Source organism: Halomonas sp. TD01, from assembly GCF_923868895.1.
Classification (GTDB): domain Bacteria; phylum Pseudomonadota; class Gammaproteobacteria; order Pseudomonadales; family Halomonadaceae; genus Vreelandella.
Genome location: NZ_OV350343.1, coordinates 3,142,140 through 3,167,642 on the forward strand (window position 1 = coordinate 3,142,140; position 25,503 = coordinate 3,167,642).

At 50.7% G+C, this 25,503-nt stretch carries 23 protein-coding genes; 13 read left to right on the forward strand and 10 right to left on the reverse strand.

The genetic code is table 11. From position 1 onward, the window contains the following. The 3 genes from L1X57_RS14030 to L1X57_RS14040 are packed head-to-tail and all read left to right on the forward strand — an operon-like array spanning position 1 to position 3,586. Positions 1 to 768, forward strand: a complete 768-nt coding sequence (locus L1X57_RS14030; protein ID WP_009724681.1) for an SDR family NAD(P)-dependent oxidoreductase — start codon at positions 1 to 3, stop codon at positions 766 to 768. Positions 769 to 809: 41 nt separating this feature from the next. Beyond that, a complete protein-coding gene (locus L1X57_RS14035; RefSeq protein ID WP_009724682.1) occupies positions 810 to 2,831 on the forward strand; it encodes an alpha-glucosidase in 2,022 nt (673 codons plus the stop codon). Next, the gene (locus tag L1X57_RS14040; RefSeq protein ID WP_009724683.1) at positions 2,831 to 3,586 is read left to right on the forward strand and encodes a sulfite exporter TauE/SafE family protein; all 756 of its coding nucleotides are present in this window, start codon (positions 2,831 to 2,833) and stop codon (positions 3,584 to 3,586) included. The genes L1X57_RS14035 and L1X57_RS14040 overlap by 1 nt, the downstream gene beginning before the upstream one ends. On the opposite strand, the gene L1X57_RS14045 is transcribed toward L1X57_RS14040, so the two are convergent. After that, entirely contained in the window at positions 3,572 to 4,612 is a 1,041-nt protein-coding gene (locus L1X57_RS14045) for a LacI family DNA-binding transcriptional regulator (RefSeq protein ID WP_009724684.1), read from the reverse strand. The two genes, L1X57_RS14040 and L1X57_RS14045, sit on opposite strands and share 15 nt — an antisense overlap. A 210-nt stretch (positions 4,613 to 4,822) precedes the next feature. Beyond that, positions 4,823 to 6,286, reverse strand: coding sequence for a carbohydrate porin (locus L1X57_RS14050; RefSeq protein WP_009724685.1), 1,464 nt, complete (start codon positions 6,284 to 6,286; stop codon positions 4,823 to 4,825). 286 nt (positions 6,287 to 6,572) lie between these two features. Here L1X57_RS14050 and L1X57_RS14055 point away from each other — a divergent pair, with 286 nt between their 5' ends. The 3 genes from L1X57_RS14055 to L1X57_RS14065 all read left to right on the forward strand — a co-directional run bounded on the left by L1X57_RS14055 (position 6,573) and on the right by L1X57_RS14065 (position 8,622). Beyond that, complete coding sequence (locus L1X57_RS14055; protein WP_009724686.1) at positions 6,573 to 7,352, forward strand: DUF3750 domain-containing protein; 780 nt, start codon at positions 6,573 to 6,575, stop codon at positions 7,350 to 7,352. 161 nt (positions 7,353 to 7,513) lie between these two features. Continuing rightward, positions 7,514 to 7,912 carry an antitoxin Xre-like helix-turn-helix domain-containing protein gene (locus tag L1X57_RS14060; protein ID WP_009724687.1) on the forward strand — a complete coding sequence of 133 codons (399 nt, stop codon included), beginning with the start codon at positions 7,514 to 7,516 and terminating at the stop codon, positions 7,910 to 7,912. After that, a complete protein-coding gene (locus L1X57_RS14065; RefSeq protein ID WP_009724688.1) occupies positions 7,906 to 8,622 on the forward strand; it encodes an RES family NAD+ phosphorylase in 717 nt (238 codons plus the stop codon). Before L1X57_RS14060 ends, L1X57_RS14065 begins: the two co-directional genes overlap by 7 nt. A gap of 14 nt (positions 8,623 to 8,636) precedes the next feature. Here L1X57_RS14065 and mntR read toward each other — a convergent pair whose 3' ends face one another. Continuing rightward, complete coding sequence (gene mntR, locus L1X57_RS14070; protein ID WP_009724689.1) at positions 8,637 to 9,113, reverse strand: manganese-binding transcriptional regulator MntR; 477 nt, start codon at positions 9,111 to 9,113, stop codon at positions 8,637 to 8,639. 152 nt (positions 9,114 to 9,265) lie between these two features. On the opposite strand from mntR, the gene L1X57_RS14075 reads away from it, so the two are divergent. The 3 genes from L1X57_RS14075 to L1X57_RS14085 are packed head-to-tail and all read left to right on the forward strand — an operon-like array spanning position 9,266 to position 11,973. Beyond that, complete coding sequence (locus L1X57_RS14075; protein ID WP_009724690.1) at positions 9,266 to 10,186, forward strand: metal ABC transporter substrate-binding protein; 921 nt, start codon at positions 9,266 to 9,268, stop codon at positions 10,184 to 10,186. A 6-nt stretch (positions 10,187 to 10,192) separates the two neighbouring features. Further along, positions 10,193 to 11,011, forward strand: coding sequence for a metal ABC transporter ATP-binding protein (locus L1X57_RS14080; RefSeq protein ID WP_009724691.1), 819 nt, complete (start codon positions 10,193 to 10,195; stop codon positions 11,009 to 11,011). Continuing rightward, complete coding sequence (locus L1X57_RS14085; protein WP_009724692.1) at positions 11,011 to 11,973, forward strand: metal ABC transporter permease; 963 nt, start codon at positions 11,011 to 11,013, stop codon at positions 11,971 to 11,973. The genes L1X57_RS14080 and L1X57_RS14085 overlap by 1 nt, the downstream gene beginning before the upstream one ends. On the opposite strand, the gene L1X57_RS14090 is transcribed toward L1X57_RS14085, so the two are convergent. The 5 genes from L1X57_RS14090 to L1X57_RS14105 all read right to left on the reverse strand — a co-directional run bounded on the left by L1X57_RS14090 (position 11,958) and on the right by L1X57_RS14105 (position 16,809). Continuing rightward, a complete protein-coding gene (locus L1X57_RS14090) occupies positions 11,958 to 13,496 on the reverse strand; it encodes a cation:proton antiporter domain-containing protein (protein ID WP_009724693.1) in 1,539 nt (512 codons plus the stop codon). The two genes, L1X57_RS14085 and L1X57_RS14090, sit on opposite strands and share 16 nt — an antisense overlap. Before the next feature lie 29 nt (positions 13,497 to 13,525). Continuing rightward, positions 13,526 to 13,975 carry a potassium channel family protein gene (locus L1X57_RS14095; RefSeq protein WP_009724694.1) on the reverse strand — a complete coding sequence of 150 codons (450 nt, stop codon included), beginning with the start codon at positions 13,973 to 13,975 and terminating at the stop codon, positions 13,526 to 13,528. 30 nt (positions 13,976 to 14,005) lie between these two features. Continuing rightward, positions 14,006 to 14,137, reverse strand: coding sequence for a hypothetical protein (locus tag L1X57_RS18830; RefSeq protein WP_009724695.1), 132 nt, complete (start codon positions 14,135 to 14,137; stop codon positions 14,006 to 14,008). After that, positions 14,134 to 15,342 (reverse strand): MFS transporter, encoded by a 1,209-nt coding sequence (locus L1X57_RS14100; protein WP_009724696.1) that lies wholly within the window; start codon positions 15,340 to 15,342, stop codon positions 14,134 to 14,136. The genes L1X57_RS18830 and L1X57_RS14100 overlap by 4 nt, the downstream gene beginning before the upstream one ends. Before the next feature lie 72 nt (positions 15,343 to 15,414). After that, positions 15,415 to 16,809 carry a GntP family permease gene (locus L1X57_RS14105; protein WP_009724697.1) on the reverse strand — a complete coding sequence of 465 codons (1,395 nt, stop codon included), beginning with the start codon at positions 16,807 to 16,809 and terminating at the stop codon, positions 15,415 to 15,417. A 347-nt stretch (positions 16,810 to 17,156) separates the two neighbouring features. On the opposite strand from L1X57_RS14105, the gene fabI reads away from it, so the two are divergent. The 4 genes from fabI (at position 17,157) to L1X57_RS14125 (ending at position 22,188) form a co-directional block, all read left to right on the forward strand. Then, on the forward strand, positions 17,157 to 17,930 hold the full coding sequence (gene fabI / locus L1X57_RS14110; RefSeq protein ID WP_009724698.1) for an enoyl-ACP reductase FabI: 774 nt from the start codon (positions 17,157 to 17,159) through the stop codon (positions 17,928 to 17,930). 58 nt (positions 17,931 to 17,988) lie between these two features. Further along, positions 17,989 to 19,419 (forward strand): bifunctional enoyl-CoA hydratase/phosphate acetyltransferase, encoded by a 1,431-nt coding sequence (locus L1X57_RS14115; protein WP_009724699.1) that lies wholly within the window; start codon positions 17,989 to 17,991, stop codon positions 19,417 to 19,419. 2 nt (positions 19,420 to 19,421) lie between these two features. Then, positions 19,422 to 20,657: an acetate/propionate family kinase gene (locus L1X57_RS14120; RefSeq protein WP_009724700.1), complete on the forward strand. Its 1,236-nt coding sequence runs from the start codon at positions 19,422 to 19,424 to the stop codon at positions 20,655 to 20,657. A 184-nt stretch (positions 20,658 to 20,841) separates the two neighbouring features. Further along, positions 20,842 to 22,188 carry a Na+/H+ antiporter family protein gene (locus tag L1X57_RS14125; protein ID WP_009724701.1) on the forward strand — a complete coding sequence of 449 codons (1,347 nt, stop codon included), beginning with the start codon at positions 20,842 to 20,844 and terminating at the stop codon, positions 22,186 to 22,188. Between the two features lie 89 nt (positions 22,189 to 22,277). On the opposite strand, the gene L1X57_RS14130 is transcribed toward L1X57_RS14125, so the two are convergent. Both L1X57_RS14130 and ltrA read right to left on the reverse strand, forming a co-directional pair. Continuing rightward, positions 22,278 to 23,012 (reverse strand): RNA methyltransferase, encoded by a 735-nt coding sequence (locus tag L1X57_RS14130; RefSeq protein ID WP_009724702.1) that lies wholly within the window; start codon positions 23,010 to 23,012, stop codon positions 22,278 to 22,280. A gap of 241 nt (positions 23,013 to 23,253) precedes the next feature. After that, complete coding sequence (ltrA, locus tag L1X57_RS14135; protein WP_050801113.1) at positions 23,254 to 24,945, reverse strand: group II intron reverse transcriptase/maturase; 1,692 nt, start codon at positions 24,943 to 24,945, stop codon at positions 23,254 to 23,256. Between the last annotated feature and the right edge of the window lie 558 nt (positions 24,946 to 25,503).

Genomic DNA, 25,503 nt, shown 5'->3' on the forward strand with positions numbered 1-25,503 from the left:
ATGAACGATTACTGTGATGTTACTTATCAATCGCTTAATGGAAAGCGCGTTATTATCTCCGGTGGTGCATCAGGGATAGGGGCTGAATTAGTTAAGGCCTATATCGCTCAGGGAGCCAGCGTTGCCTTTCTTGATATTGATCGTACTGCAGGAGAGAGCCTGGCCTCTGAGTTGGGCGATAAAGCGCGTTTTTATTTTTGTGATGTGCGGGATATCTCGCGGTTGCAAGCAGTTATTGCCGACATTGAAGTTGCCCAAGGACCGACTCAGGTATTGATCAACAATGCCGGTCTTGATGATCGGCATACCCTGGAAGAGTTAACCCCAGACTATTGGGATAACTGTCAGGCCATTAATCTGCGTCATCATGTCTTTGCTACTCAGGCGGTACTGCCTGCGATGAAAGCGGAAGGTCAAGGCGCTGTGATTAACTTAGGTTCTATCTCTTGGATGAGGGGACGGCCAGGGATGGTGGGGTACACCGCTGCCAAAGCTGCTATCAATGGTTTAACGCGTACCTTGGCGCAAGAGCTTGGTGAGCATGGTATCAGGGTTAATTCGTTAGTGCCCGGTGCTATTTTAACTGAGCGTCAGGAACGGCTGTGGCTGACTCCGGAAGTTAATCAACGCTTCCTTGATCAGCAAGCGTTGAAGTTTCGGCTAAGAGCAGATGATGTGGCGAGGCTAGCGCTATTTTTGGGCTCTGATGAGAGTCGCGGTTGTACAGGCCAAAATTTCATTGTTGACGCTGGACTTACTCTTAATTAAACGGCGGTCGCTTAGGCGACGCCGACACTCTGGATGCACCTATGCAAGTCACCTACCAACGCGATCAACTCCGCCTGAGTATGGGTGGTGAGGATCTTCTTGTACATACGCCAAAGTCACCGGCTTTCTTTATAGGCTATGGGCGTGAAAAAATGGAGATGTACTGCGGTAATTTTGAGATACAGGACTATCTTGAAAGCCGAGAAGCACTGCGCCATTTGACGGTGACTGACCGTGAAGCAGGAATGCAGCTCGAATTACGCCGTCACAAGGATGATGACCTCCAGCTGTCGATCAATGTACGGTTACTTGAAGATGGCATACAGCTTGATATCCAGAACGTAGCCAACGATATTAATCGTTTTTGGATGCGGCTTGCAGCTGACGAGCAAGAGCATGTATGGGGCTGTGGCGAGCAGATGTCCTATTTCAATTTGCGGGGACGTCACTTTCCTCTTTGGACCTCTGAACCCGGAGTTGGGCGAGACAAGACCACCTACGTTACCTGGCAGTCTGATGTGGTTAATCGTGCCGGTGGCGACTATTACAACACTAACTACCCACAGCCTACCTTCGTCTCTTCTCGGCGCTATTTCTGTCATATTGAAACGTATGACTATGCGGACTTTGATTTCCGTCAGGGCACATTCCATGAAATGCAGGTGTGGGGAGTGCCTGCAACAATTCTGTTACGCAGCGCGCCCACCTTCCTGACGCTAGTTGAAAAGATCAGTGCCACGTTTGGTCGCCAGCCGCCATTGCCAGACTGGGTGTATAACGGGGTTATTTTAGGTCTTAAACGAGGCCAGGCCCATGCGGAAAAGATGCTGGCGGAAGCGCTGAATCATGATATGGCAGTATCGGCTTTATGGTGTGAGGACTGGACCGGAGTTAGGGAAACAAGTTTTGGGACTCGGCTATTCTGGGACTGGCGTTGGCAGCCGGAGCGCTATCCGCATCTTGAACGCTTGATCGCTGAGTTACGTGAGCGAAACGTACGTTTTCTAGGATACGTGAACCCGTATTTGTGCGTCGATGGTAGCCTTTTTCCAGAAGCGGAAGCGGCGGGATACTTAGCGACCAATGAGCAGGGCAATACCGCACTTGTTGATTTTGGCGAATTTTACTGTGGCGTGGTGGACTTCACCGATGAAGCCGCATGCACTTGGTTTAAAGACGTGATTATCAAGCGTGAAATGCTTGATTTAGGGCTTAGCGGTTGGATGGCTGATTTTGGTGAATACCTGCCTATTGATGTCAAACTAAGTAATGGTGTTTCGGCGAAGCAAGAGCATAATCGCTGGCCAGTACGCTGGGCTCAAATTAATGCGGAGGCTATTGCCGAGGCAGGGCTAACCGACGAGACCACGTTCTTTATGCGCGCGGGTTACAGTGGAGTGCAAGCTCACTGCCCCTTGCTCTGGGCAGGTGATCAGTCGGTGGATTTCTCTCGCCATGATGGGCTAGGCACCGTTATTTGTGCTGCACTCTCGTCTGGCTTAATGGGCAATGCTTTCCACCACAGTGACATTGGCGGGTATACCAGCTTATTCGGTAACAAGCGGAATGCTGAGCTGCATATGCGCTGGGCCGAAATGGCTGCCTTTACACCGGTGATGCGTACTCATGAATCAAATCGCCCTACCAAAAATACCCAATGGTTTGATGACCCTGCGGTCGCTGCTCATTTGGCCCGGATGAGTCGGATCTATGTTTCTCTTACGCCTTATTTAAAACAGTTAGTGTCGGAAGGGAGCGCTCGTGGAATACCGGTGCAGCGTGCATTGTTTCTGCATTTCGAGACTGACCTGGAGTGTTACGATATTCAAGATCAGTATTTGCTAGGCCCTGATGTGCTGGTGGCACCGGTACATCAGGCTGGGCATCTTGATTGGTCTGCATATTTGCCCCATGGGGTGGAGTGGGTTCACCTTTGGAGTGGTGAACACTATGCGGGAGGCCAACGTGTGACAGTGCCGGCCCCCGTTGGAAAACCGCCGGTTTTTTATCGTAGTGATAGTGATTGGCTCGCCTTATTTACTGCGCTGGCAGGGCAGGCGTAATGGCAGCTCCCGATATGATGATGTTACTGGGCTGGGTGGCGCTTGCCACCTATGCTCAGACAGTCACTGGTTTCGCTTTTGGCTTGATTCTGATGGGAGGTGTGGTGCTGTCTGGCCTTGCGCCGGTAGCGATCGTTGCAATTCTTATCAGCATTCTCAGTCTGTTTAACTGTGCATTAGCGCTTTATCGAAATATGGGGAATTTAGATCGCGAGATAGTACTGCTGTGTTCGCTAAGCGGTTTTGCCACGCTGATCTTTGGTGTGTGGGTACTAGATGCATTGAGTGGCCATCATGTGCACTGGTTGCAGCTGATACTTGGCGTGGCAATTCTTATTAGCAGTCTAATGTTAGTCGTGCACCCTTTACCGAGGAAAACCAGAGCCAGTCGAGCTTCCTTTCTTTTCTTTGGGGGCTTGTCTGGCTTCATGGGGGGAATGTTTTCTACCTCTGGGCCACCACTGGTATTTCATTTTTATCGACAGCCACTAAGCTTGGCAGTCATTCGTGACTGTCTTTTGCTTATCTTTGCGATTAACTCTTTGCAGCGTTTAGTGATTGTCGGTATTCAAGGACGCTTAGACGCTAGTATCCTGCTATTAGCCATTGTCGCCATTCCGGTAGTAGTGCTCTTCACTTGGCTAGGGCGGCGTTATCCACCACCTTTGACGGAAGCAAATTTACGTCGTGTCGCCTTTTTAATGCTTTTTGCTTCTGGTCTGAGCCTTTGTGGGTCAGCATTACTTAGTGCGTAAGCTACTCCCCCGCGGTAATAATTCGAAACCGATATCTATGCGCTTCTCTTGTGGGAGATCCTGCATTCTTCGTAAGACACTTTGAGCCACTGCTTCACCAATTTCTTCTCGAGGCGGGCGGATCGTTGAAAGCGAGGGAAGCGTACAATTGCTGAAATCCATATCGCCAAAGCCGATCATCGCAATATCATCGGGGACTCGAATTCCTTGCCGTTGAGCCTCGCCTAAAGCACCTAAAGACAGCATGTCGTTGGAAAATACAATGCCATCGATAGTTGGGTGGCTGGCGATGAGGTCTGCAAATGCTCGGCTGGCGGCTTCTGCCATTCGCCCTGAGCCACAGTCGATCACACGTGCATGTTGACTACCCATCAGGTCTTGAATAGCTTTTTCGCTACCTCTGCAGCGCTGTTTTGCACGTTCATCGACACTTAAGCGTGTACCAATGAAGGCGATACGTTGACAGCCAGCCTCAATTAGGTGACGGGCTTGGGTGTATCCCACATCATGGTGAGAAAACCCTACGAGCGTATCTAATGGGTTAGAGCCTAGTTCCCACATTTCCACGACTGGCACGTTGGAGTTGCTCAGCATACGACGGGTTTCGCGGCTATGGGTCAAGCCGGTCAAGACCATAGCGCTTGGTGACCAGGATAGAAATGTTCTTACTGCGGCTTCTTCTTCTGCTTCCTCGTAGTCACTGTGGCCTAACAGCAGCTGGTATCCCTCTGCGCCCAGTGTTTTTTGCATGGTATTAACAGTCGAGGCAAATATGGCATTAACCATGGAAGGAACAACAACACCAATGACCCGCGTGCGTGCGGCAGCTAACGCGCCAGCCATAAGGTTGGGAACATAACCAAGCGTGTCGATTGCACTCTGGATTCTTTTACCGAGTTGGGTTGAAACCTCATCCGGTTTACGTAAATAGAGAGAGACTGTGCTTGCCGAAACGTCGGCAAGTTTGGCCACGTCATTCATTGTGACACGCTGAGTAGAGCGCCTAGCGCGCAGCTTGTTAGACATGGAGAAAGGCTTCCTTGGATCAATGCTATAACTAGACAGAAAATTATGTTGCTTATTTTTTAAGTCGCTTGATCATAACATAATTCTTTATTTTCCTAGCGCTCCGAATATAAGATTGAAATAAAAAGCCCCATGGAAAGGCTGTTTCCATGGGGAAGCGGGTCTAACAATGCACAGTAAGCTAGATGTCAAACATCTAATCGCGCTAATCTAAAACCATGTTTCTGCTTGCACTCCGAAGCTCCATTGACCACCAGTGAATCCTTCACTACCAAATGCATCACCGCTGTCATAGTTGTTCAGCTCCTTGTCCCAATCGGTATAGGAGGCGAACAAGCGAATTTCAGGGCGCTGCCAAAAGCCTCCAACATTAGGCTTGAAGGTGGGAGCGATGGTCGCTTTACCAAAGTTGCCGCTGACAGCGTTACGCCCTTTATAGCCGGCTGGATCCAGATCCATAAATTGATAGCTAAGCTCATACTGCATTTCAAAGTTGCTGGTGATTTCATTGGCTAAGCGTGCGTTCACCGTTGCCCAGCGATAGTTGTCGCCTTCTGCGAAACGGTCATCGCTTACTTCAGCAAGTAATGATGGCGCTAAACGCCAGTTGGGAGAGAGGTAGGTCGTGCCATACAGGGCAAGCCGAGTCGCTTGGGCATCGTCTAATAAATCGCCATTGGCACCTATCCGTTTAACCTCGGCGCCAAGTCCCTGACCATGGAGTAAGGCAACTTTAAAGTTACCTTCTGATAAGCCGAAGAAAGAATCCCCATGGTAAGCGACCATTCCATGAGCACCACTATTTGCAGCGGTATCCCCGTTTTCTATTAAGCGGTCATCGTTATCCGCCGCAGAGATCGCATTAACCATAAACTGCCAATTACCTACGTAATTGTTACTGCTTAGTGTGAGGCTATCGGTACTGCCGGTACCCGGGTCGTCGCGTTCACCAACGGGGAAGTCACTGAAACTGCGGCCATATAGCGCGAAATTAGAACGCCAGTTGTCACTGAAATTCATGTCGTAGATACCGGCGCCCGTGCCGGCCAAAAATACAACGTCCGTATCTAGCCAATGTATATCGAACGTATCGCGGTCAATACGTTTACCTGCCCAAATAGAGGCGTCTTCGAAAGCACCTGTAAAGCTCGGTAAGTTATCCAGCTCAACGTACACTTGTCGTACGTTGAGCTGAGATTCTTCCGAGGTCCAGTCGTTGCTGGTGGATACAGAGTCAGCAATGGCAACTCGGAACAGGGAGTTTGCCCCGTTATCATGTTGACGGCGTAAGTTAAACATTGCGTTGACGTAGGTGTCCGGCTCATTACCTAATCGACCCACTGCGCCACCTAACGGGCCCGCTGGGGTTACATAAGGGCCACCACTAATGCTTTTGCCTTCATCACTTAAAAGTAGTCCTGAGCGCGCGTAGCCACTCAGCGATAACCCTTCCTGCCCTGAGGCGCGTCGTTCGAGAGCAGAGATTCTTGTTTCAGTGTCTTCAACAGGGGCGCTTGTGTTTTGTGCCGCTAACTCTGCACGAGTAGCTTCTAGCTGGCGTTCTAGCTCTGCAAGCCTGGCTTCAATCGACGTTTCGTTTGCTTGGGCTGAAAACGGAGCAGTCGCCAGCGCGACGGCAGCTGCAATAGGTAAGGTTCTGAAGTAGAAAGCCATAACGTCGATCCTTTGCTAATGAGAAATGTTGTTGTTGTCTATTTTCGTAGCGCTACGATTGGCATATCGTAGCGCTACGAAAATCTATTAATAGTAGACTTTAGTCGATTAATGCGTTATTTGATTAAATAAACTGCATGTTTAATATTCTTTTACGATTATTTTTTATATTTGAAATTAAGATTTATTTCATTCAACTCATCACCCTCTAAATCGTTAATATAGCGCCTTGCGATATGCCATTAACCACGCTTATAACAAGCCTTGTACTGTTCTGGGTGATGCTATGAAAATCATGTTGCGCTGGCTATTCGGGCTAGTTGTGTTATTGGCCCTATTACTTGCTGGACCTGTCTGGATACTAGCGAGCAATCAAGTGAATACCGAGGGGCACTGGTCGACTCTTGACCGCTCTTCAGCGGGCTTGGCGCCAGACCCTGCGCAGATACAAGAAGCCGTTGTTCAGGTGTATGCCGCTCGTGCTTATAACTGGCGCGGGGCGTTTGGTGTTCACATCTGGATTGCAACGAAAGCAGAGGGGGCTGCGGACTATCGACTTCACCAGGTGTTGAGCTGGCGTCGGCCAACCGTTGTTTCGTCAATAGATACGCCTGACAGGGCGTGGTTTGGGCATCCGCCTGAACTGCTAGCTGATTACCGCGGTTCTGAGGCGGCACGCTTGATTCCGAATATTGCTGACGCCGTTGCGCGCTACCCCCAGGCTGATCTTTATCGGGTATGGCCAGGCCCTAACAGCAATAGTTTTATTGCTTGGGTGATTCGGGAAGTTGATGGCTTAGACGTTGCACTGCCGACAACTGCGGTAGGTAAAGATTATTTGTTTAATGCTGTAGCTACTACCGCACCCAGTGGTTCTGGCTATCAGCTGTCCCTTGGTGGTGTTGTGGGTATTATGTTTGCGCTTGAAGAGGGGGTGGAAATTAACCTGCTGGGACTGAGCGCGGGCATCGACTTTATGCGACCTGCTATAAAGCTGCCTGGAATAGGGCGACTCGGTATGCCTGCGAAAGTAATGGGGAATAACGGCCAAGGTGGAGGTATCTGATAAGTGGAATGTTGCGGAACAAGGCTGATAGTTGTTTACCCTGAGTTGTGTTTATAAATACAGTGTTTGTAGATATATATATATTGATTTAGTATCTGTAGATAGGTGGGTGTAGATAGGTGGGTGTAGATAGGTGGGTGTGGATAGAGAGGGAAGTGCTTATGCAAACAGCCAGCAATATTATTCAGGACAAGGCCGCCGCTGCGGTTGGCTTAAAAGCCGCTGTACGTATTTTGGATAAATGGAGGGCGACAGGCGAGCAGGGCGAATCTATTCTACGAGTCTCCCACAGCAGCTATGCCCGCGCGCGGAGGGGGGATTTGGCTGAGATCAAGCTAGACAGTGACCAGCTGGCACGAATTAGTTATTTGCTCAATATTCATGCGGCGCTACGAATGTTGTTTGAGAACCCTGACAATGTTTACGGGTTCGTCTCTATGGCAAATCACAATCCTTACTTTAATGGGCGCACGCCGCTCGAGGTGATTGGCACTGGGGATTTCGCAGCACTTTATGAAACATTTAAGCGTATCGATAGCTTACGAGGCGCCCAGTGGTAGATTCGGTGGGAATAAACGAAGGTTCGCTACCGCTGTGCAAGCCGCAAGAGGTTGAGGGGTATCGCTTAGTCAATAGCAAGTTTCCTCCCATTGGGCTGTTTGACGATGTTGCTAGCCTTGAAGAGTTTGAAGCGCTTTATGCCCTGCAGGCACTGACGAATCCAAGGCTGCGTAACGAGATTGGCGATTTAGGGCTTATTCCTCACAACGAAATTCCTTTTGGTATTCGAGGGTGCTCTTATGCGACAGCGCCTTTTACCCATGTTAATCCGGATGGTTCGCGTTTTAGCGACGGCAGTTTTGGTGTGCTTTACATTGCGGATGCATTTCCAACGGCAATAAATGAAGTGAGGCACCACCAGGAAAATTATTGGAAGAACGTACCATCGCTGCATTTTGAACGGTTTATCTTCCGTGGGCTTAAGTGTATTTTTGATGAAAAAGCATGTTGTGATGGGTTGGTTCTTCCGCCGTCTCATGCCATTTATGATGCCGACGATTACCAAGCAGCGCGGAGGCTAGGTGGAGAGCTTCGTAAAGAGAAGCGTGCTGGTCTGCGTTATCATTCCGTTCGGCAACCAGATGCCACTTGCTGGGCGTTAATGACGCCTCAGTTCGTTCAGGATATTATCCAGACCACTCATATTGAGATGATCTGGAACGGGCGAATAACCCAGGTGAACCGCCTCTCAGCGTTGCCAATCAAGTGAATTCAGCAGGACAATTATGATTTCTGCTGCTCAGTGAAGCGCTGCATGATCGTGAGCGTTTTATCACTAACATGATGTTCCATGCCTTCTGCATCAATACGCGCTGTACTGTCATCGACCCCAAGAGCACGCAAGAAATGCAGCACCACATCGTGGCGTGACCGGGAAATTTCGGCCATTTTTTGCCCTTCTTCGGTCAAGAAAAGCGAGCGATAGGGCTTGCTTGTCACTAGGCCGAGCTCATTTAAGCGACGAATCATTTTAGAGACGGTGGCTTGGCTAACGGCCATTCGGTTAGCGATATCTGCTGCGCGCGCTTCTCCACGGTGGCGTAATAAGTCACCGATTAACTCGACATAATCTTCGATCAGCTCCGTTTCGTGGGCATTACGCACCGCCTCGTATTGCTGTGCATGCTGTTCCACGGGAGGTAGCGCATCTCCATCTTGGCCGTATGCATTAGGAGAGTGTTGCTGTTGGTATTCACTCATTGGCAAAGTTTATCAAGGTTAGTGGAAACGTTAATTGGTGATGGTAGCTCATTTTTTTAGATAATTGTTAGCCAAGGCTAAACTGTTTGCACATAGCTTTTTTATTGAGCTACAGTTGTACTTATTGGATCCTAGCACAGGAGAAAGAAATAATGACCAAGCAGTATGGCTGGTTAATGGTAAGCGCCTCATTGGGCCTTTCAGGCTTTATGTCCTCTGCGCAGGCGCAAGAGCTGAATCAGGCGCCTATCAATGTAGCGGTTACGTTTTCTGTCTTAGGTGATTTGGTCAAGAAAGTGGCGGGGGATGATGCCAACGTCACTGTGCTTACCCCTGTGAATGCTGAAGTGCATGAATGGGAACTGACGCCCGATAACTTTGCCGCGTTAGAAGATGCTGATGTCGTGTTTTACAACGGCTATCAGTTAGAGCAATGGATGCGTCAAGTGGAAGCAACGGTTCCGGCTAATGTGCCGATTGTGGCGGTTGCTGAGGCGTCGGAGTATCCCACCCAATCTATTGTGACGGGAGAAATGGAAGGCGACGTTGATCCACACTTATGGATGGATCCTCGTGCAGCTGGCGCCTATGTGCAGGCAATAGCCAACGTGCTTGAAGATAGCTTGCCGCAAAAAGCGGACGCTATTCAGCAGCGTGCCGCGCAGCTTGAGAATCAACTCCATGAGCTGCATGTTGAGCTGCAAGAGGCACTTGAAGTGATTCCTGAAGAGCGCCGAGTTCTGCTCTCCAGCGAAGCGGCGTTTCTCTATTTTTCGGATGCTTACCATTTTGAACACGATGGTATCTGGGGAACGAATGCTGAAACGGAAGGCTCTCCTCGGCAACTGATGCGGGTCATTGACATGATTAACGAGCGCCAGCCTGCAGCCCTTTTTTGGGAAAGCACGATTTCAGATCGGCATGTGACCAGTATTGCCCGTGATACAGGTCTTCCCGTTGCTGGGCCGCTTTACGTTGACTCATTGAGCGAGCCTGATGGTGAAGCCGCTGATTATTTTTCCATGCAACGCCATAACGTGGAGCTACTGCGTCGTTACTTGGCAATCGAGTAGGTTTATATGACCACGTCAGTTTCAGGTAAGATCGCTGCGATTGAAGTAAAGGGGCTTTATGCAGCCTATCAGCGTCAGCCTGTTTTAGAAGATATTTGTCTAGCGTTTCCAGATGGCCAATGGACCGCCATTGTTGGGCCGAATGGCGCAGGTAAGTCGACGCTGTTTCATATTTTGACGGGTAGTATGAAGCCGCTTCGGGGCCATGTAGAAGCGTTTGGTGAAGCGATCGAACGCCATCGCAAGGCGGGCAGTATTGCGTATATGGCTCAGCGCGAAGCGATTGAGTGGGATTTTCCTATCTCAGTGAGAGACACCGTCATGAGCGCGCGGTATGGCCATATGCGCCAAGATCCTTTATGGCGGCAATTGTTGCCGGCGCGTTGGCAGGCTGCCCACCATCATCAAGCCGTTCAGAAAGCGTTGAGCGATGTCGATATGTTGGCGCTAGCGGAACGGCCTATTGGAGCACTCTCTGGCGGTCAAAAGAAACGTGTTTTGCTGGCTAGAGCACTGGCTCAAGACGCACGTATCCTTTTGCTAGATGAGCCTTTGGCGGGCGTTGATCCACCCAGCGAACAGCTTATTCTGGATGTATTAAAACGCGAGCGTGAAGCCGGTAGAACTATCGTGATGGTCACCCACGATATGCCTGGCGCACGTCGTTATGTTGATCATGTCGTACTCATTAACCGCTTTATTCGTGGCGAAGGGTCACCTGACGAGATGCTGAGCGATACGAAGCTAGCCGAGCTAGCCGTCAGTTCCATTGAACAGTCGGCAAACGACTATACGCGTCGCGCTCCTGCGATGGCGCATAAGTAATGGGCACAATAGAGATGTTACAACCGTTAGATACGTTAAGCAGCGCAGTAGTCAGTGGGTTAATTGCAGCGCTTATGGTGCCCGTCAATCTTCTGCCAGACAGCATTTCTGATGCGTTTCAGTATGCGTTTATGCAGCGAGCGTTGTTGACGTCGATGATGGTGGGCGCTATCTGCGGCATGCTCTCATGCTACGTGGTGCTGAAACGGTGGTCGCTGTTGGGTGATGCGATTTCTCATGCGGTACTTCCCGGTGTTGCCATCGCCTATTTGATCGGGCTGCCTTTTTTTGTCGGTGCTTTCGTAACGGGAGCGTTGACGTCGTTAGGGATAGGAGCCATCGAGCGCCACACTCGAATTAAGTCAGATGCGGCCATGGGCATTATGTTTACCGGAGCCTTTGCGCTTGGCATTGTACTGATCAGTAAAATTGCCTCCAGTACCCATTTAATGCACATCTTGTTTGGCAATGTGCTGGGTGTTCAGCAGTCGGCATTATTACTTACCTTGGCTGCCAGCCTTGTTGCTTTATTAGTCGTTTGGCTCGCTTTCAGGCCGTTAATGCTTTATGCATTTGATCCAACCCAGGCACAGGCGCTTGGTTTTAATACAGGTATCATCCATTACGGGCTGATCCTATTACTAACGCTGACTATTGTGGCTAGCCTGGAAACCGTTGGTATCATCCTGGTGGTGGCGATGCTGATTACCCCAGGAGCCACTGCCCATCTGTTAACCGATCGTTTTAAAACAATGCTGTTAATTTCTGTAGCAGTGGGCGTTGGCTCGGCTGTGATTGGGCTCTGGCTTTCCTATGCACTAGATGTAGCTTCCGGTGGCACGATTGTCTTAGTCGCGACGGGTTGCTTTTTTCTAGCACTGTTGTTTTCACCTAGGCATGGTGTACTTATGCGCCTATGGCGACATCGCAAGATTGGTGCAAATACTCAAGGATTAGATTGAAGGCTTTCCCACGCTTTTTCCGCGATACCAATGCCTGCACCAGTCATTAGTAGGTAAGTTTGATTGACCCCTGCTTCATGTAGTGGGGCGGCTTCATCTTGAAAATTTATGCCAGCAAAAAGTTGTCCTGTAAAACCTGCTTTACGTAGCTCTCGGGCTGCAATTAATTTACTTTCCAGATCTGGTGTCGCTAATGTTATTGCCTTGAGTCCGGCAATATCTAGTTGATGCCAGAAGCCTACGTCTTCTATATCGCCATAAGAAACGTGACGTTCGTTCTCTGCTTTGGTTGGATCAGAATCAACGCCTGCAACTGACAGCCCCTTCTCCTTAAAAAAATCATAGGCAGCACTTCCAGTTCGCCCCATACCCAGTACCAGTACGGTAGCGCCGCCCAAGTTTACGGGCTGTTCATCGGGATGGTAAGTATTACGCTCAAAACGTAATAGTTTGTTTTCCCAGCGGTCAAATAGCCCGTGGGCCAAGCGGTTCAGCGGTGCTGCAATGACAAAAGACAACGCAACAGCGATTGCAAGTGGCACCAGCCACTCCTCTAAAATACCGGAAGCAACGATTAGGCCAAACTCACTGTAGGCGGTGAGGCTTAAACCGCCCAAAAAAGCGTTGCGCGCTCGAATACGGAATGCAATTAAGAGCGCAAAAAATAACAGCCCTTTTAAGGGTAAGACAATGGCGAGTACACCGGCAAAAATTAACGCATCAGTGTCAGGCAAACCAGCCATCCCTATTTGTAAGAAGAAGCTGATTAGTAGTATTTCTTTCACTCCCCATAAAGCTTTGGAAAGCTCTTGAGCGCGAGGGTGTTTTGCAAGCAAGAGCCCCATTACTAAGGCACCTACTTCTGAGCTTAGACCTACTGCTTCAAAACCCATACCACCAACAGCAATTGCTAATACAGCGCCAAAAAGGACGAGCAGCTCATCATGTTGTGCAACGCTCATGAACCAATAAAGGAGAGGTCTAAATAGTGGTAGTAAAAATACCAGTAATGCCCATGGGCTAGGTGACTGACCACTATAGAAACTTAGAACAGCTATAGCGACCAAGTCCTGAATAATCAGAATGCCAATGGCGATCCGGCCGTGGAGCGCCCGAAGTTCTCGCTTAGCTTCAAGCACTTTAGCGGCCAGGACAGTGCTTGAAAATGAGAGAGCGATGGCAAGTAGTATTGCTTTGTCCATAGGTAGTGATAAGAAGACGACAAAGCTAATAGTAAAAAATAAGGAAGTAATGATTAGATGTATGAAAGCACTGCCTAACACGACTGGCTCAGCAAGGCTCCTTATATTTAATTTTAGGCCGATAGTGAAAAGCAGCAATAAAACGCCTAAATGGGCAAGATGCTCCAGCAGCGGCCCTGCTTCACTAGGGAGGCCCACACTGGGGCCAAAAGCGTTGAGTGCAAAGCCAGCGACCAAAAATCCCACCAGAGGTGGTAAGCTGAACTGGCGGGCAATAATCCCAAAGATAAAAGCAAATGATAAAATTAACACTTCAAACATGCTGAATCCTTACTAGATGGACGGCTTGGTTATCTTCCCACTCGCCAATGTTTTTGCATCTCAATAAAAGTGAACGATGCCGACCAGGTAATCAGAACAAAGCCTGTTAATGCTAGAGTTCCATATAAAAACCGGACTGGCCCCGTTGCATAAATATCGCCATAGCCAACGGTGGTGTAGGTGACAGCAGTGAAGAATATATAATCTAGAACATTAAAGCTCTCATAACCTTCTAATGCACCTATGCCAAGGAGCTCAGTTAACCACCAGCCGGTTACGCCAAACAGCCAAATCTCAACAATGTGCGTCAATAAAACGCCAAATGCCATACCAAGAATACGCTGGCGATGTGGTTTCTTTGAACGCTCAATTTGTCGTGATATTAACCACAACGATTCATAGTGAAGCAGCACCGCCAGAACAACAACGATAACGGTAGTTATTACGACAGCCACGTGCTCGGGATATGGAATGATCAAGTAATTAACGTCTCAGCTGTTATTGAGTATTCAGCACAGTCGGCTGCCAAACAGTAGTAGTGAGCTATCCAGCGAATGCCAGCCCCACCAGGCTAGCGCCGCTCCACCCAGCAGTAGCGTTGCTAATACGATTAACAGTGCAAGCGCTGTTAGTTGCTTCATGAGATCACCTGAGGAGCAATGTTTCGTGCCAATGGCTTTTCGCTAATAAACCAGTGCAGGCCAGCGGCGACCAATGAGAGCACAATGGCAATTTTCCAGACAGTGTCGTAATGACCCGAAAGATCATAGAGGTAGCCTCCAAGCCAGACCCCCATAAATGATCCTAGCTGATGAAATAAAAACACAATGCCGCCCAGCATGGATAAATGGCGAACACCAAACACAGACGCCACAATACCGTTGGTTAACGGCACGGTTGAAAGCCACAGTAGGCCCATAGCGATACCGAATAAATAAGCGCTGGTAGTTGTCAGTGGCAACATGATAAAGGCGGCAATTACCGCGCCACGAATCAAGTATAACCAGCTAAGCAGGCGCGGTTTCGACCAAATTCCACCCATCCACCCCGCAGTATAGGTGCCCACAATATTGAACAAGCCAACCAGTGCCAGCACCGTAGTGCCCACCTGAACGGCGAGCCCATTGTCGAATAAGTACCCAGGCAGATGGACCGCAATAAACACAACTTGAAAGCCGCAGACGAAAAAGCCCAGGCACAGCAGCCAAAAACCTTTCTGCCCGGCCGCCTCATTGAGCGCGTCGCGCAAGCTTAGGTCGCCCAGTGCGTTAGGCCTTGGACGGTCTTTTAGCATCGCCCCCAGGGGAATCATCAACGTAGCAATGGCACCCATGGCCAGTAGCGCTGCTGACCAGCCAAGCCATTCAATCAGCCCTAGTGTGCCGGGTAGCATTGCAAACTGCCCAAAAGAGCCAGCAGCACTCACAACGCCCATCGCCATACTACGTTTTTCAGGGGCTACCGCACGTCCTACTGCGCCCAAAATCACTGAGAATGTCGTGCCGGATAGGCCTAAACCAATGAGCAGTCCAGCGCTCAGTGTCATGCCTAGAGCGCTGGTGGAAAAGCTCATAAAACACAGCCCAGCCACATATAAAACGGCCCCCACGACAATAATTCTAGCTGCTCCGAAACGGTCAGCCAGCGCACCGGTGAACGGTTGTGAGAGGCCCCAGATAAGATTCTGAACTGCGAGAGCGAATGCAAACACGCCGCGCCCCCAGCCGAAGTCGCTGCTCATCGGCTCAAGGAAAAGCCCAAAGCCATGGCGAAGCCCCATGGCAGTAGAAATAACCAGGCTTGCCAGCAGTATCAAAAACAGTGTGCTATGTCGTGAGATAGCCATTTAAGGTCTCGTTACTGTTCAGGCTAATGATTACTTAACTCGTTAATCAACTATCGCACGCGTTGCGCGCATTTAGAAGCTGCCAAACATCGTGCCGAGGAAAATCACACTGAGTAGTGCTGCGATAGGCAGCACAATAGTGACCATTGCCACATTGGCGTAAGACTGGCGGTGGGTTAGCCCACAGATAGCCAGCAGCGTAATCACTGCGCCAGAGTGGGGTAACGTATCCATACCGCCTGCTGCAAGGGTCGCTACCCGATGCATGAGCTCTGGGCTGATGCCCGCCTGTTCTGCCATTGCCAGATATTCGCTGCCAAGAGTCTGTAGAGCAATGGAAAGTCCGCCCGATGAAGACCCTGTAATACCTGCGAGTACGCTCATGGCCATGGCTTCGGATATCAGTGGATTACCTGGAGAGACGTTGAGTACGGCGTCACGAATGATGGCGAATCCTGCCAGGGTCGCGATAACCGCTCCGTAACCCACTTCAGAGGCGGTATTGAAGATGGGCAGAAGCGAGCCTAAGCACCCTTGGTTGACCGTTGCCTTTAGATCCTGCCAGTGCCGCCAGCGAGTAATAATTAACCATGCAGAGGCGCTGAGCAGTGCAATCAAAATCGCCCACAGCCCTGTTTGTCTGCTAGGCGTTACGTTTTCAAAGGCGTCGCTGATAAAGCTAAGGTCCATCGCAGGGAATACGCCGTAAGTAAACAGCGCGTTAAGACCGATCACCATAACCAGTGGAATCAGCGCAATGGGCAGTGCCATGGTTGGCGCTATGTCAGCATTATTGGTTGTTTCTGCTTCCCGCTCTGTGTGTGCGCCATAGCCTTCGCCACACGCCGCTGCCTTTTTAACGCGTGATTGCAAGTAGAAAATGCCTAGTCCCAACATAATCAGTCCTGCAATAACTCCTAATCCCGGTGCTGCGAAGCTGTTCGTACCAAAGTAAGGAATGGGAATGGCATTTTGGATAGAGGGGGTGCCGGGTAGTGCTGTCATGGTAAACGTGAAAGATCCCAGCGCAATAGACGCGGGTATTAAGCGCTTAGGCACATTCGCCTGGCGAAATAACTCACGGCTGATGGGATAAATAGCGAAGGCGACGACAAATAGGGATACGCCGCCATAGGTCAGTACAGCACATGCAATAACGACAGTTAGCACCACGTGGTGGGTGCCGAGCCGTTTAACGATGCCATTTGAGATTGACTGCGCCGCTCCCGAATCGGCCATTAATTGGCCAAACAGAGCCCCTAGTAGAAATAACGGAAAGAACTGAATAACGTAGTTCCCCAGCGCTTTCATGAAGGTATCGGTATAGATCGGTAACAGAAAAGCCACATCGCCTGATAACAATACCGCCAGTGATGCCATGAGCGGGGCAAGCAGCAAAACGGAGATGCCGCGGTAGGCGAAAAACATCAGCAGCATTAAGGAAATAACGATCGCTAGCATGCCCATGCAGGCTCCCAAAATATGGTTAAAAACGATGTGCTTAGAAACATGGCTAAAGGCCAATACACGCTGTTAGCAACATTACTGAAAAACGCTACTAAAAAAATGTATCGTTAAATTAGCAGTGTCGGTAATAAGTTGAGGGCGGCATACTAGGTAGTATGTTGCAAAGCAGCAAGTGCGCTTTGACTAAAGTCGTAAGCTTGTGTCACAAATGATCCACGTTTGTTAGCGACGCTTAAACGACATAAAAAATGCTTAAGTTAAGGCAGGTAAGTGTGGGTTATACCGACGAAATTCTTAATCTGTCGGTGTTGGCTCATTTTTCATAACTGATTATTAGGAGGCCAGTGGTGCTGAATCCTTTTTCCATGCAAGGCAAGGTCGGGATTGTCGCAGGCCTTGCTAATCAAGACAGTATTGCTTTTGGCTGTGCCCAGGCGCTGCATCACGCCGGTGCTGAGTGTTTAGTGACCTACGCCTCTCCTAATGCCGAAAAGTTTGTGACACCGCTGGTAGGCGACATGGGAGAGCCGGAACTAATGCTGTGCGATGTGCAACACGATGATCAGTTGGATGCGTTATTCGCTCGTGCGCGCAAGCGCTGGGGCCGGCTAGACTTTGTTGTTCATTCGATTGCCTATGCCCCCCTTAATGACTTACATGGACGAGTGGTTGACTGCTCCAAAGAGGGGTTTGCGCTTGCCATGGATATCTCCTGTCACTCTTTTATCCGCATGGCCAAGCATGCCGAGCCGTTGATGAAAGAGGGCGGATCTCTGTTCAACATGACGTACTACGGAGCCGAAAAGGTAGTCGATAACTACAACTTAATGGGCCCCGTGAAAGCCGCATTGGAATCTGCCACGCGCTATATGGCTGCCGAGCTTGGTCCGCAGGGCATCCGTGTTCATGCAGTGTCGCCGGGTGCTATTCGCACACGGGCAGCGTCTGGACTTAAAGCGTTTGATGAATTGGCCTACGATGGCGAAACACGCTCACCACTACGCCGTCTTGCCAGTGTGCAGGATGTCGGCAATGCAGTCGTTTATCTCGCCTCTGATGCTGGAGCATCACTGACGGGATTAACCCACTACGTAGATGGAGGTCATCACCTTCGTTTCTAACGTATGGGTGATTAAGGAAGTTTCCTAGCTTAAGGAAGTGTTTTAAAGGAGTAACTCGATGTCGGTCAATGACGCGAATGATCTGATTGAAAATCGCACCTATGATGAAATAACGGTCGGTGATGAAGCCCACCTAGAAAAACGCCTGACCATGGAGGACATCAAGTTGTTTGCCGTGATGTCAGGAGACGTTAATCCGTCACACGTCGATAGCGACTTTGCCAAGAGCAGCCGTTTTCAAGAAGTGATTGCTCATGGCATGTGGGGCGGAGCGCTGATATCTACGGTGCTGGGGACGCAGTTGCCTGGGCCGGGTACGGTCTATCTTAAGCAGTCGCTGCAGTTCAAAGCACCGGTAAGGCTGGGGGATGTACTGCGGGTGTCCGTGCGGGCTATCGAAAAAGATGACCAGCGCCACCGAATTATCTTCGCCTGCCGCTGTGAAAATCAACGCGGTGATACGGTCATTGAAGGTGAAGCTAGCGTATTGGCGCCGATTAAGAAAATTCAACGCCCCCGCACGTTGCTGCCCAAAGTGCGTTTAACAGAGCGTGGCAGGTTACATGAAATTCTAACCGCTGCCGATCATCCAGAGCCAATGCCCACCGCGGTAGTTCACCCCGTGGATCAAAGCGCCATTTGTGGGGCGGTTGAATCGGCGGCACAAGGTTTGATTATTCCCGTACTGGTGGGGCCCAAACGGAAAATACAGCTCGCTGCTGAAAAAGCCGAGGTGGATATCAGCGCATTCGAGCTGGTGGATGTTCCCCACAGCCACGCGGCTGCTGAACAAGCGGTGGCATTAGCACGTCAGGGGCGCGTAGGTGCGTTGATGAAAGGCGCGCTGCACACCGATGAGCTTTTACGTGAAGTGCTTAAGCGCGACACTGGATTGCGTACCGAGCGGTGTCTTAGTCATGTGATGGCCTTTGATGTGCCAACCTACCCGCGGCCATTATTGATTACGGATGCGGCTATCAATATCTACCCTAAGCTAGCTGAAAAGCGCGATATTGTTCAAAACGCGATTGAGTTGGCTCATGCATTAGGTAACGACAATCCCCGCGTGGCGATTCTCTCCGCTGTCGAGACCGTCAATCCCAAAATCACCTCCACGATTGATGCGGCGGCCCTGTGTAAGATGGCTGAGCGTGGCCAGATTACCGGCGGCACGCTAGATGGTCCGCTGGCTTTCGATAATGCCGTCTCAGAAGCGGCGGCCAGAACCAAAGGCATCGTTTCGCCAGTGGCAGGGCGCGCCGATATTCTACTTGCACCAGATCTTGAAGCGGCCAATATGTTGATGAAGCAGCTTACTCATCTGGCGGATGCTACGGGGGCGGGCGTTGTCGTGGGCGCTAGGGTACCGATCATGCTGACAAGCCGCGCGGATGATGCATTGACGCGCATGGCATCCAGTGCATTAGCGTTACTGCTTGCCGAATATCAGCGTCGGGGCAGTGTACTGAGCAGCCCTTCAGGAGCATAACCATGCAGGAAATACTGGTGCTGAACAGTGGTTCTTCCAGCGTCAAATTTGCTCTGTATCATATCAATGCTGAAGACGCTGCCGGTGGATCCCCGGAGGAGTTAATGCTCGCCTACAGCGGCCATTTTTCGGGTTTGGAAACGTCGCAGTGTAGCGTGTCGCTGGAGCATATCGAGCCAGGGCAGCACCCGTATCGCTATGGATTGCATACACTAGAGGCGCTGGGGCTAACTCCGGCAATAAACCATGAAGAGGCCATCACAAAGTTGATGGCATGGCTTGAACAGCGAGAGGGTAAAGGCACGCTGGTCGCCATAGGGCATCGCGTTGTTCACGGCGGCCAAACCTACCATGAAGCGGTTAGGTTAAGCGCTGATGACGTGGTCAGGTTAGAAAAATATTCAAGCTTAGCGCCGCTGCATCAACCCCATGGACTTGCACCTATCAAACTGCTGATGGCGCAGCTGCCAGATGTGCCACAGATCGCATGTTTCGATACTGCGTTTCATGCTCATCAGCCCTGGGTAGCTCGGCAGTTTGCTCTGCCGCAGGAATTGACTGCCAAGGGATTGATACGTTACGGCTTCCACGGCCTTTCCTACGATTATATACAGCGCACGCTGCCCACTGTTTTACCTAGCGATGCACCCCGTTCACGGGTGGTGGTGGCGCATTTAGGTAATGGTGCCAGTATGTGTGCTATCTGCGATGGCGTCAGCGTAGCCTCAACCATGGGGTTTACCGCGCTTGATGGATTGCCGATGGGCACGCGCTCTGGTGCTTTGGACCCAGGGTTGGTGCTCCACCTAATTAGTCATGAAGGAATGAGTGTCGAGGACGTGTCGACGCTCTTATATAAGCGTTCAGGACTGCTTGGTGTCTCCGGGATCAGTAGCGATATGCGCGAGTTGCTTGCAAGTGATGTCCCTGAAGCAGAAGAGGCTATTGAGCTTTACTGCTATCGCGCCGCGCGGGAAATCGCCAGCTTAGCAGGCGCATTGGGCGGGCTAGATCAATTGGTATTTACCGCCGGTATTGGTGAGCATGCAGCACCGATTCGTGCACGTATTGTGGCGCAATGTGAGTGGATGGGCATGCAGCTTGATGAAAAAGCCAATAAATGTGATGCCGTTTGCGTCTCTCTACCGGATAGCCGTGTGGGCGTTTGGGTCATTCCAACAGATGAAGAGCGAGTGATTGCCAGTGATTGCCTAGCGCTTCTCAAGAAAGCGGATTAAACAGCGCTTTAATTCCGCCACCTGACGTCTGGCGTTTGTGTGTTTGAGACGCTGGCCATGATGATAGTTGGATGTTGCCATTGCTGCGGTTATTGCTATTGTCATTACCGCTACCGAGAAACCACTGATCTGATAGAATCCCCAGCTTTTGTAAACTCACTCACTTACCTTACTGGGAATTTTAATGAACGCGGTAATTCTTGCTGTGCTAGTCATGGTGGCGCTTTCGCTTGCTCGGGTATCCGTGGTGTTTGCACTCGTTGTAGGTGCGCTGGTTGGGGGCTTGGTGGGCGGCCTATCACTGGATGAAACCCTCAGTGCTTTTAATGATGGTGTTGGCGGGGGCGCGCAAGTAGCGCTTGCTTATGCCACGCTAGGGGCTTTTGCGGTGGCTATATCTCGCTCGGGGCTTCCCGATATGCTGGCCAATCGCTTGATTACTATGCTGGGGAAAGAGTCTACCGCAGCGCATCAAGCACGGGTAAAGGTGTTTTTGCTCGTTGCAGTGCTCTTGGTGGCTATTTCATCGCAAAACGCCATTCCGGTGCATATTGCGTTTATCCCGGTGCTGATCCCACCATTGTTAGTGGTAATGAATCGTCTCCAGCTTGATCGCCGCGCAGTGGCGTGTGCGCTAACCTTTGGGTTAACCGCTCCGTATATGCTGCTCCCCGTGGGGTTTGGCGCTATCTTCTTGAATGATATTCTGCTGGCGAATTTAAATAGCGCGGGCGAGTCACTGGGGCTGGAAATTACTCGAGGCATGGTGCCCATGGCAATGGCTATTCCCGTAGGTGGGATGGCGATTGGCTTACTGGTAGCGCTATTTTTCAGCTACCGCGGGCAGCGCGAATATACCAATAAAGATCTAGTGGCGACTAACGCACATCAAGGGCACACGCCTGCAAAGCCTCATACGTTCGGGCTTGTAATGTCGGGTGTGGCTATTGTGGCGGCGTTGGGTTTGCAGCTATATACCGGCTCAATGATTGTTGGTGGTCTAGTGGGGATTGGTTTGCTTTCGCTGGGCGGCATTTTTAAATGGCGTGAAGCGGATGATCTTTTTACCAGCGGCATGCGCATGATGGCACTGATTGGTTTCATTATGATTTCAGCGGCTGGCTTTGCAGAAGTAATGAAAGCGACCGGGGATATCGAGTTGCTAGTGGCAGGCGCGTTTGAACTATTTGGTGATAACCGGGGGGTAGCGGCGCTTGTCATGCTGCTAGTGGGTTTGTTTATTACCCTGGGTATTGGTTCATCATTTTCAACCATTCCCATTATTGCAGCAATTTTTGTACCGCTGGCGGTGCAGTTTGGCTTCTCGCCAATGGCAACTGTCGTACTCGTTGGTACGGCGGCTGCACTGGGCGATGCGGGATCGCCAGCGTCTGATTCCACACTGGGGCCAACCTCTGGCCTAAATGTTGATGGCCAGCATGATCATATGTGGGACAGCGTGGTGCCTACCTTCCTGCACTACAATATACCGCTGATTGCTTTTGGGTGGCTGGCAGCGATGTCGCTTTAAGTGTTTTTTCACCGACTGCTTTTTTAAAGATCAGTTTAGAAACTAGAAAGGGCAGCCATTAGCTGCCCTTTTTTATGCTAAAACCCTGATTATTGCCTAGGCAGGTGCGACTCGAAAGCGCTCAGTAGGCCGCGGAGTAAGGAGAGTTCCTTACGGTTGGGCTGAGCACGGGAAAACAACGCCTGAAGTTGTTCTTCAGTGCGGGCATGGGGCTGGGTAAGAAAGCCACTTTGCTGCATCAACCGCCCAAGGTGCTCTTGGAAGTGCACAAATTGCTCACGGCTAGGCGGTGTGGCTTCAGTCGGCCGTTGGTACATAAACTGGTTATCATCGCGCTTTCGCCAAGCACGGTGTACTTCGTAGGCTAAAATCTGTACGGCCTGTGAGAGGTTTAAAATACCGTATTCAGGGTTGGCAGGGATGCTGACCTGATGCGTGCAGCAGCGTATTTCGTCGTTGGTGAGACCTGAACGTTCACGCCCGAATATTAATGCAACCGGCGCTTGTGCGGCGTTCTCAATCACCTGCTGCGCCATGTCATCAGGTTCATCGAAATGAGGGAGTGGCAAGCTGCGGAGCCTTGCGCTGGCGCCCACCACTTGAACGCAATCACTAACCGCCTCATCAAGGCTGCTTACACAGCGAGCATTTTCAAGCACATCTGTTGCGCCTGCGGCCATGCGCGTTGCTTCTTCATCGGGGAACGCGCGTGGATTAACCAATAAGAGCTCAGATAAGCCCATGGTTTTCATGGCGCGAGCAGTGGCACCAATGTTCCCAGGGTGGAAGGTTTGCACCAGTACGATACGGATATTGGAAAGCACGGTAATGAAGACCTACAGCTGCCGGATAAAGGCGCTGATGGTAGCATGCTTTTAAATATCATCAGAGGCAGGAAGGGGGGAGTTGCCAAATAAAAGAACCCCGCACATGGCGGGGTTCTTAACGACGTTAAACGTCAGAGCGATAGGCTCAGGGGTGCATGTCGGGTAGCAGCAGTGCATTACTGCACCGCCGCCCCCTAAGAACCGTACGTGCGAGTTTCCCCGCATACGGCTCAAGCCTTTATAAGCCTCCCAGATGAGAGACCGGTGACCTTTTCTCCTGTTGCGAATGCCACTGACGATGACAGTTAGGGTGCAACAACACCAAGTTACTCAGCTCGTCACCGCCACCCTTATGCCGTTCCACCACGTGGTGAATGTTCCACTTGGTTTCCCAAGTGATTAAGCCACGGCACATTGGGCAGCGCTTACCTTGCCGCTTCCATAGCGTTTGCAGTTTCTTACGACCTTTCGTTGACGCTTCCCAAGAGCGCTCCAGCCTGCTCTCGAAATACTGCTCGTCTCTAGGGTCATAAGGGTTTGCTTCCGCCCTGATCTTGGTATGTCGCACAATCGGGATGTCCTTGCTGCTCTGCAACCGTACGGGCTTACCGGGCATTAAGGTACTTTGGAAAATCCAGTTCTCGCTTTTCACCGAATGAAAATATTTCTTCTTCACCCAGCGCTTTTGGCGATTACTGTGTCGTCGACAACTCCAACGCCATAATAGCTTCCAAACACGGTAGTCCACATAGCCAAACGTTTCCTTGGCCACGACGTGACGGTGATAATTCGCCCATCCCAGCAGTACCGGGTTGAGTTGGTGAATCAACACATCCTGTCGTGACATGCAGTTGCGTCTGACGATGTCCTTGATCTTCTTTAGGTGTCGTTGCAGGTTCTTACGGCTGGGCTTAATCAACAGCTTGCCGTTGTACTTCCGCAGGTTCTGCCCGAGAAAATCAAAACCTTCTGCGATGTGCGTCACCACGGTCTTGCTGGCTGACAACGTAAGCCCACGTTCTGCCATAAAGGCAGAAACGACAGGCAGTACTTCATTTTCCAACAGCTCTTTCGAGATGCCAGTAATGATGAAGTCGTCGGCATAACGCACATAGTTCACCTTGGTCTTGTAGCTTGCTTTGGTATTTTTCTTCCCGAAATGGGATTCCAACACCTTTTCAAGCCCATCAAGCGCCAGGTTGGCTAATACCGGAGAGATGATCCCGCCCTGGGGCGTTCCTGCCTCTGTCGGATACAGACGGTGAGACTCCATGAATCCCGCTTTCAGCCACTTCTTGAGCACTTGCTTGTCCATCGGGACATTAGCCAGCAGCCAGTCGTGACTGATATTGTCAAAGCACCCCTTGATATCGCCTTCCAGCACCCATTCAGCAGAATGCTTACGGCTCAAATTGACAAAGCATTGCTCTATCGCATCGGCCGTTGAGCGCCATGGACGAAAACCATAGCTGTTGCGGTCAGCCACCGTTTCCGATACCGGTTCGAGCGCCAGCAAATAGAGTGCTTGCATGGCCCGATCCCGCATCGTCGGTATCCCTAGTGGGCGGCGTGAACCGTCCGGTTTGGGAATATAGACACGGCGTAATGGAGCAGGGCGGTAGCCCTTACTTTTTAGCCTGCCTAACGCTAACCACTTGGCTTGTGGAGTGCTCCACAATTCACCATCAACACCGGGCGTTTTCTTGCCCCGGTTTTCAGTAACACGTCTGACGGCCGATGCTCTGGCCGCCAGCGAGTGGGTCAGCAGTCGTTGCAAAGCTTTCACCTTGCGCCAACGTTGATCCCGAGTCGCCTTCGCGATCCGCACTTGTAGCCCTCTCACCTTTCTGTCGACGGCAGACCAGTTAATGGTGTGCCAGCTGTCAGGCGGGTGGGAGAACGCAGGTACTTGTTTAAAACCAGTACTCATCTTGCTGTCCTCCGAATGAATGCCGATAAGACGCCCTTCGGAGAACAGATACATTGATCCCTTGCGGGAGTGTATGTGCTCCCGCAGGGGTGAGATAAGGCCGCTAACTTGCTCGGCTATCTCTTCGTAATATCAGCATGATTGAGCGCTTTAGAGCGCTATCACGCGATTAAAGACCAGCTGGACGTAGGCCCCGTTTCCGGTAGAGGAACGTTTAACCTCTTATCCGCCCCATTACAGGGCGGCATTCGCTTTTTCCAGCCTCCTAAACCCGCACCATTAACAGCTCGCCTCACGGCTTGCCTGCCCGGTAGGGCAATAGTACGGGGTTTCCGAGTTCCGCATCATGGACACGGATCACTTAGACCCTGCCAGTACACCGTAGGTCTGTTGGTAACGTATCCCCAGATGTAAGAGGGATAACCGACCCAATACCTTTTGGTCAGAGCGTGTCAGTAGCTTACGCTCCTTGCGGCTGACGGTGCTTGTTAGCAGTTCACTTACGTTGGTCATATGATCCAGCCTAGCCTCTCACCCGCATGCTACTAGCGGGATCTT

Excerpts from the sequence above, each read along its gene's own strand:
- L1X57_RS14030 (WP_009724681.1), top strand. The coding sequence starts at position 1 with ATGAACGATTACTGTGATGTTACTTATCAATCGCTTAATGGAAAGCGC.
- L1X57_RS14035 (WP_009724682.1), top strand. The coding sequence starts at position 810 with ATGCAAGTCACCTACCAACGCGATCAACTCCGCCTGAGTATGGGTGGT.
- L1X57_RS14040 (WP_009724683.1), top strand. The coding sequence starts at position 2,831 with ATGGCAGCTCCCGATATGATGATGTTACTGGGCTGGGTGGCGCTTGCC.
- L1X57_RS14045 (WP_009724684.1), bottom strand. The coding sequence starts at position 4,612 with ATGTCTAACAAGCTGCGCGCTAGGCGCTCTACTCAGCGTGTCACAATG.
- L1X57_RS14050 (WP_009724685.1), bottom strand. The coding sequence starts at position 6,286 with ATGGCTTTCTACTTCAGAACCTTACCTATTGCAGCTGCCGTCGCGCTG.
- L1X57_RS14055 (WP_009724686.1), top strand. The coding sequence starts at position 6,573 with ATGAAAATCATGTTGCGCTGGCTATTCGGGCTAGTTGTGTTATTGGCC.
- L1X57_RS14060 (WP_009724687.1), top strand. The coding sequence starts at position 7,514 with ATGCAAACAGCCAGCAATATTATTCAGGACAAGGCCGCCGCTGCGGTT.
- mntR (WP_009724689.1), bottom strand. The coding sequence starts at position 9,113 with ATGAGTGAATACCAACAGCAACACTCTCCTAATGCATACGGCCAAGAT.
- L1X57_RS14075 (WP_009724690.1), top strand. The coding sequence starts at position 9,266 with ATGACCAAGCAGTATGGCTGGTTAATGGTAAGCGCCTCATTGGGCCTT.
- L1X57_RS14080 (WP_009724691.1), top strand. The coding sequence starts at position 10,193 with ATGACCACGTCAGTTTCAGGTAAGATCGCTGCGATTGAAGTAAAGGGG.
- L1X57_RS14085 (WP_009724692.1), top strand. The coding sequence starts at position 11,011 with ATGGGCACAATAGAGATGTTACAACCGTTAGATACGTTAAGCAGCGCA.
- L1X57_RS14090 (WP_009724693.1), bottom strand. The coding sequence starts at position 13,496 with ATGTTTGAAGTGTTAATTTTATCATTTGCTTTTATCTTTGGGATTATT.
- L1X57_RS18830 (WP_009724695.1), bottom strand. The coding sequence starts at position 14,137 with ATGAAGCAACTAACAGCGCTTGCACTGTTAATCGTATTAGCAACGCTA.
- L1X57_RS14100 (WP_009724696.1), bottom strand. The coding sequence starts at position 15,342 with ATGGCTATCTCACGACATAGCACACTGTTTTTGATACTGCTGGCAAGC.
- L1X57_RS14105 (WP_009724697.1), bottom strand. The coding sequence starts at position 16,809 with ATGGGCATGCTAGCGATCGTTATTTCCTTAATGCTGCTGATGTTTTTC.
- L1X57_RS14115 (WP_009724699.1), top strand. The coding sequence starts at position 17,989 with ATGTCGGTCAATGACGCGAATGATCTGATTGAAAATCGCACCTATGAT.
- L1X57_RS14120 (WP_009724700.1), top strand. The coding sequence starts at position 19,422 with ATGCAGGAAATACTGGTGCTGAACAGTGGTTCTTCCAGCGTCAAATTT.
- L1X57_RS14125 (WP_009724701.1), top strand. The coding sequence starts at position 20,842 with ATGAACGCGGTAATTCTTGCTGTGCTAGTCATGGTGGCGCTTTCGCTT.
- ltrA (WP_050801113.1), bottom strand. The coding sequence starts at position 24,945 with ATGAGTACTGGTTTTAAACAAGTACCTGCGTTCTCCCACCCGCCTGAC.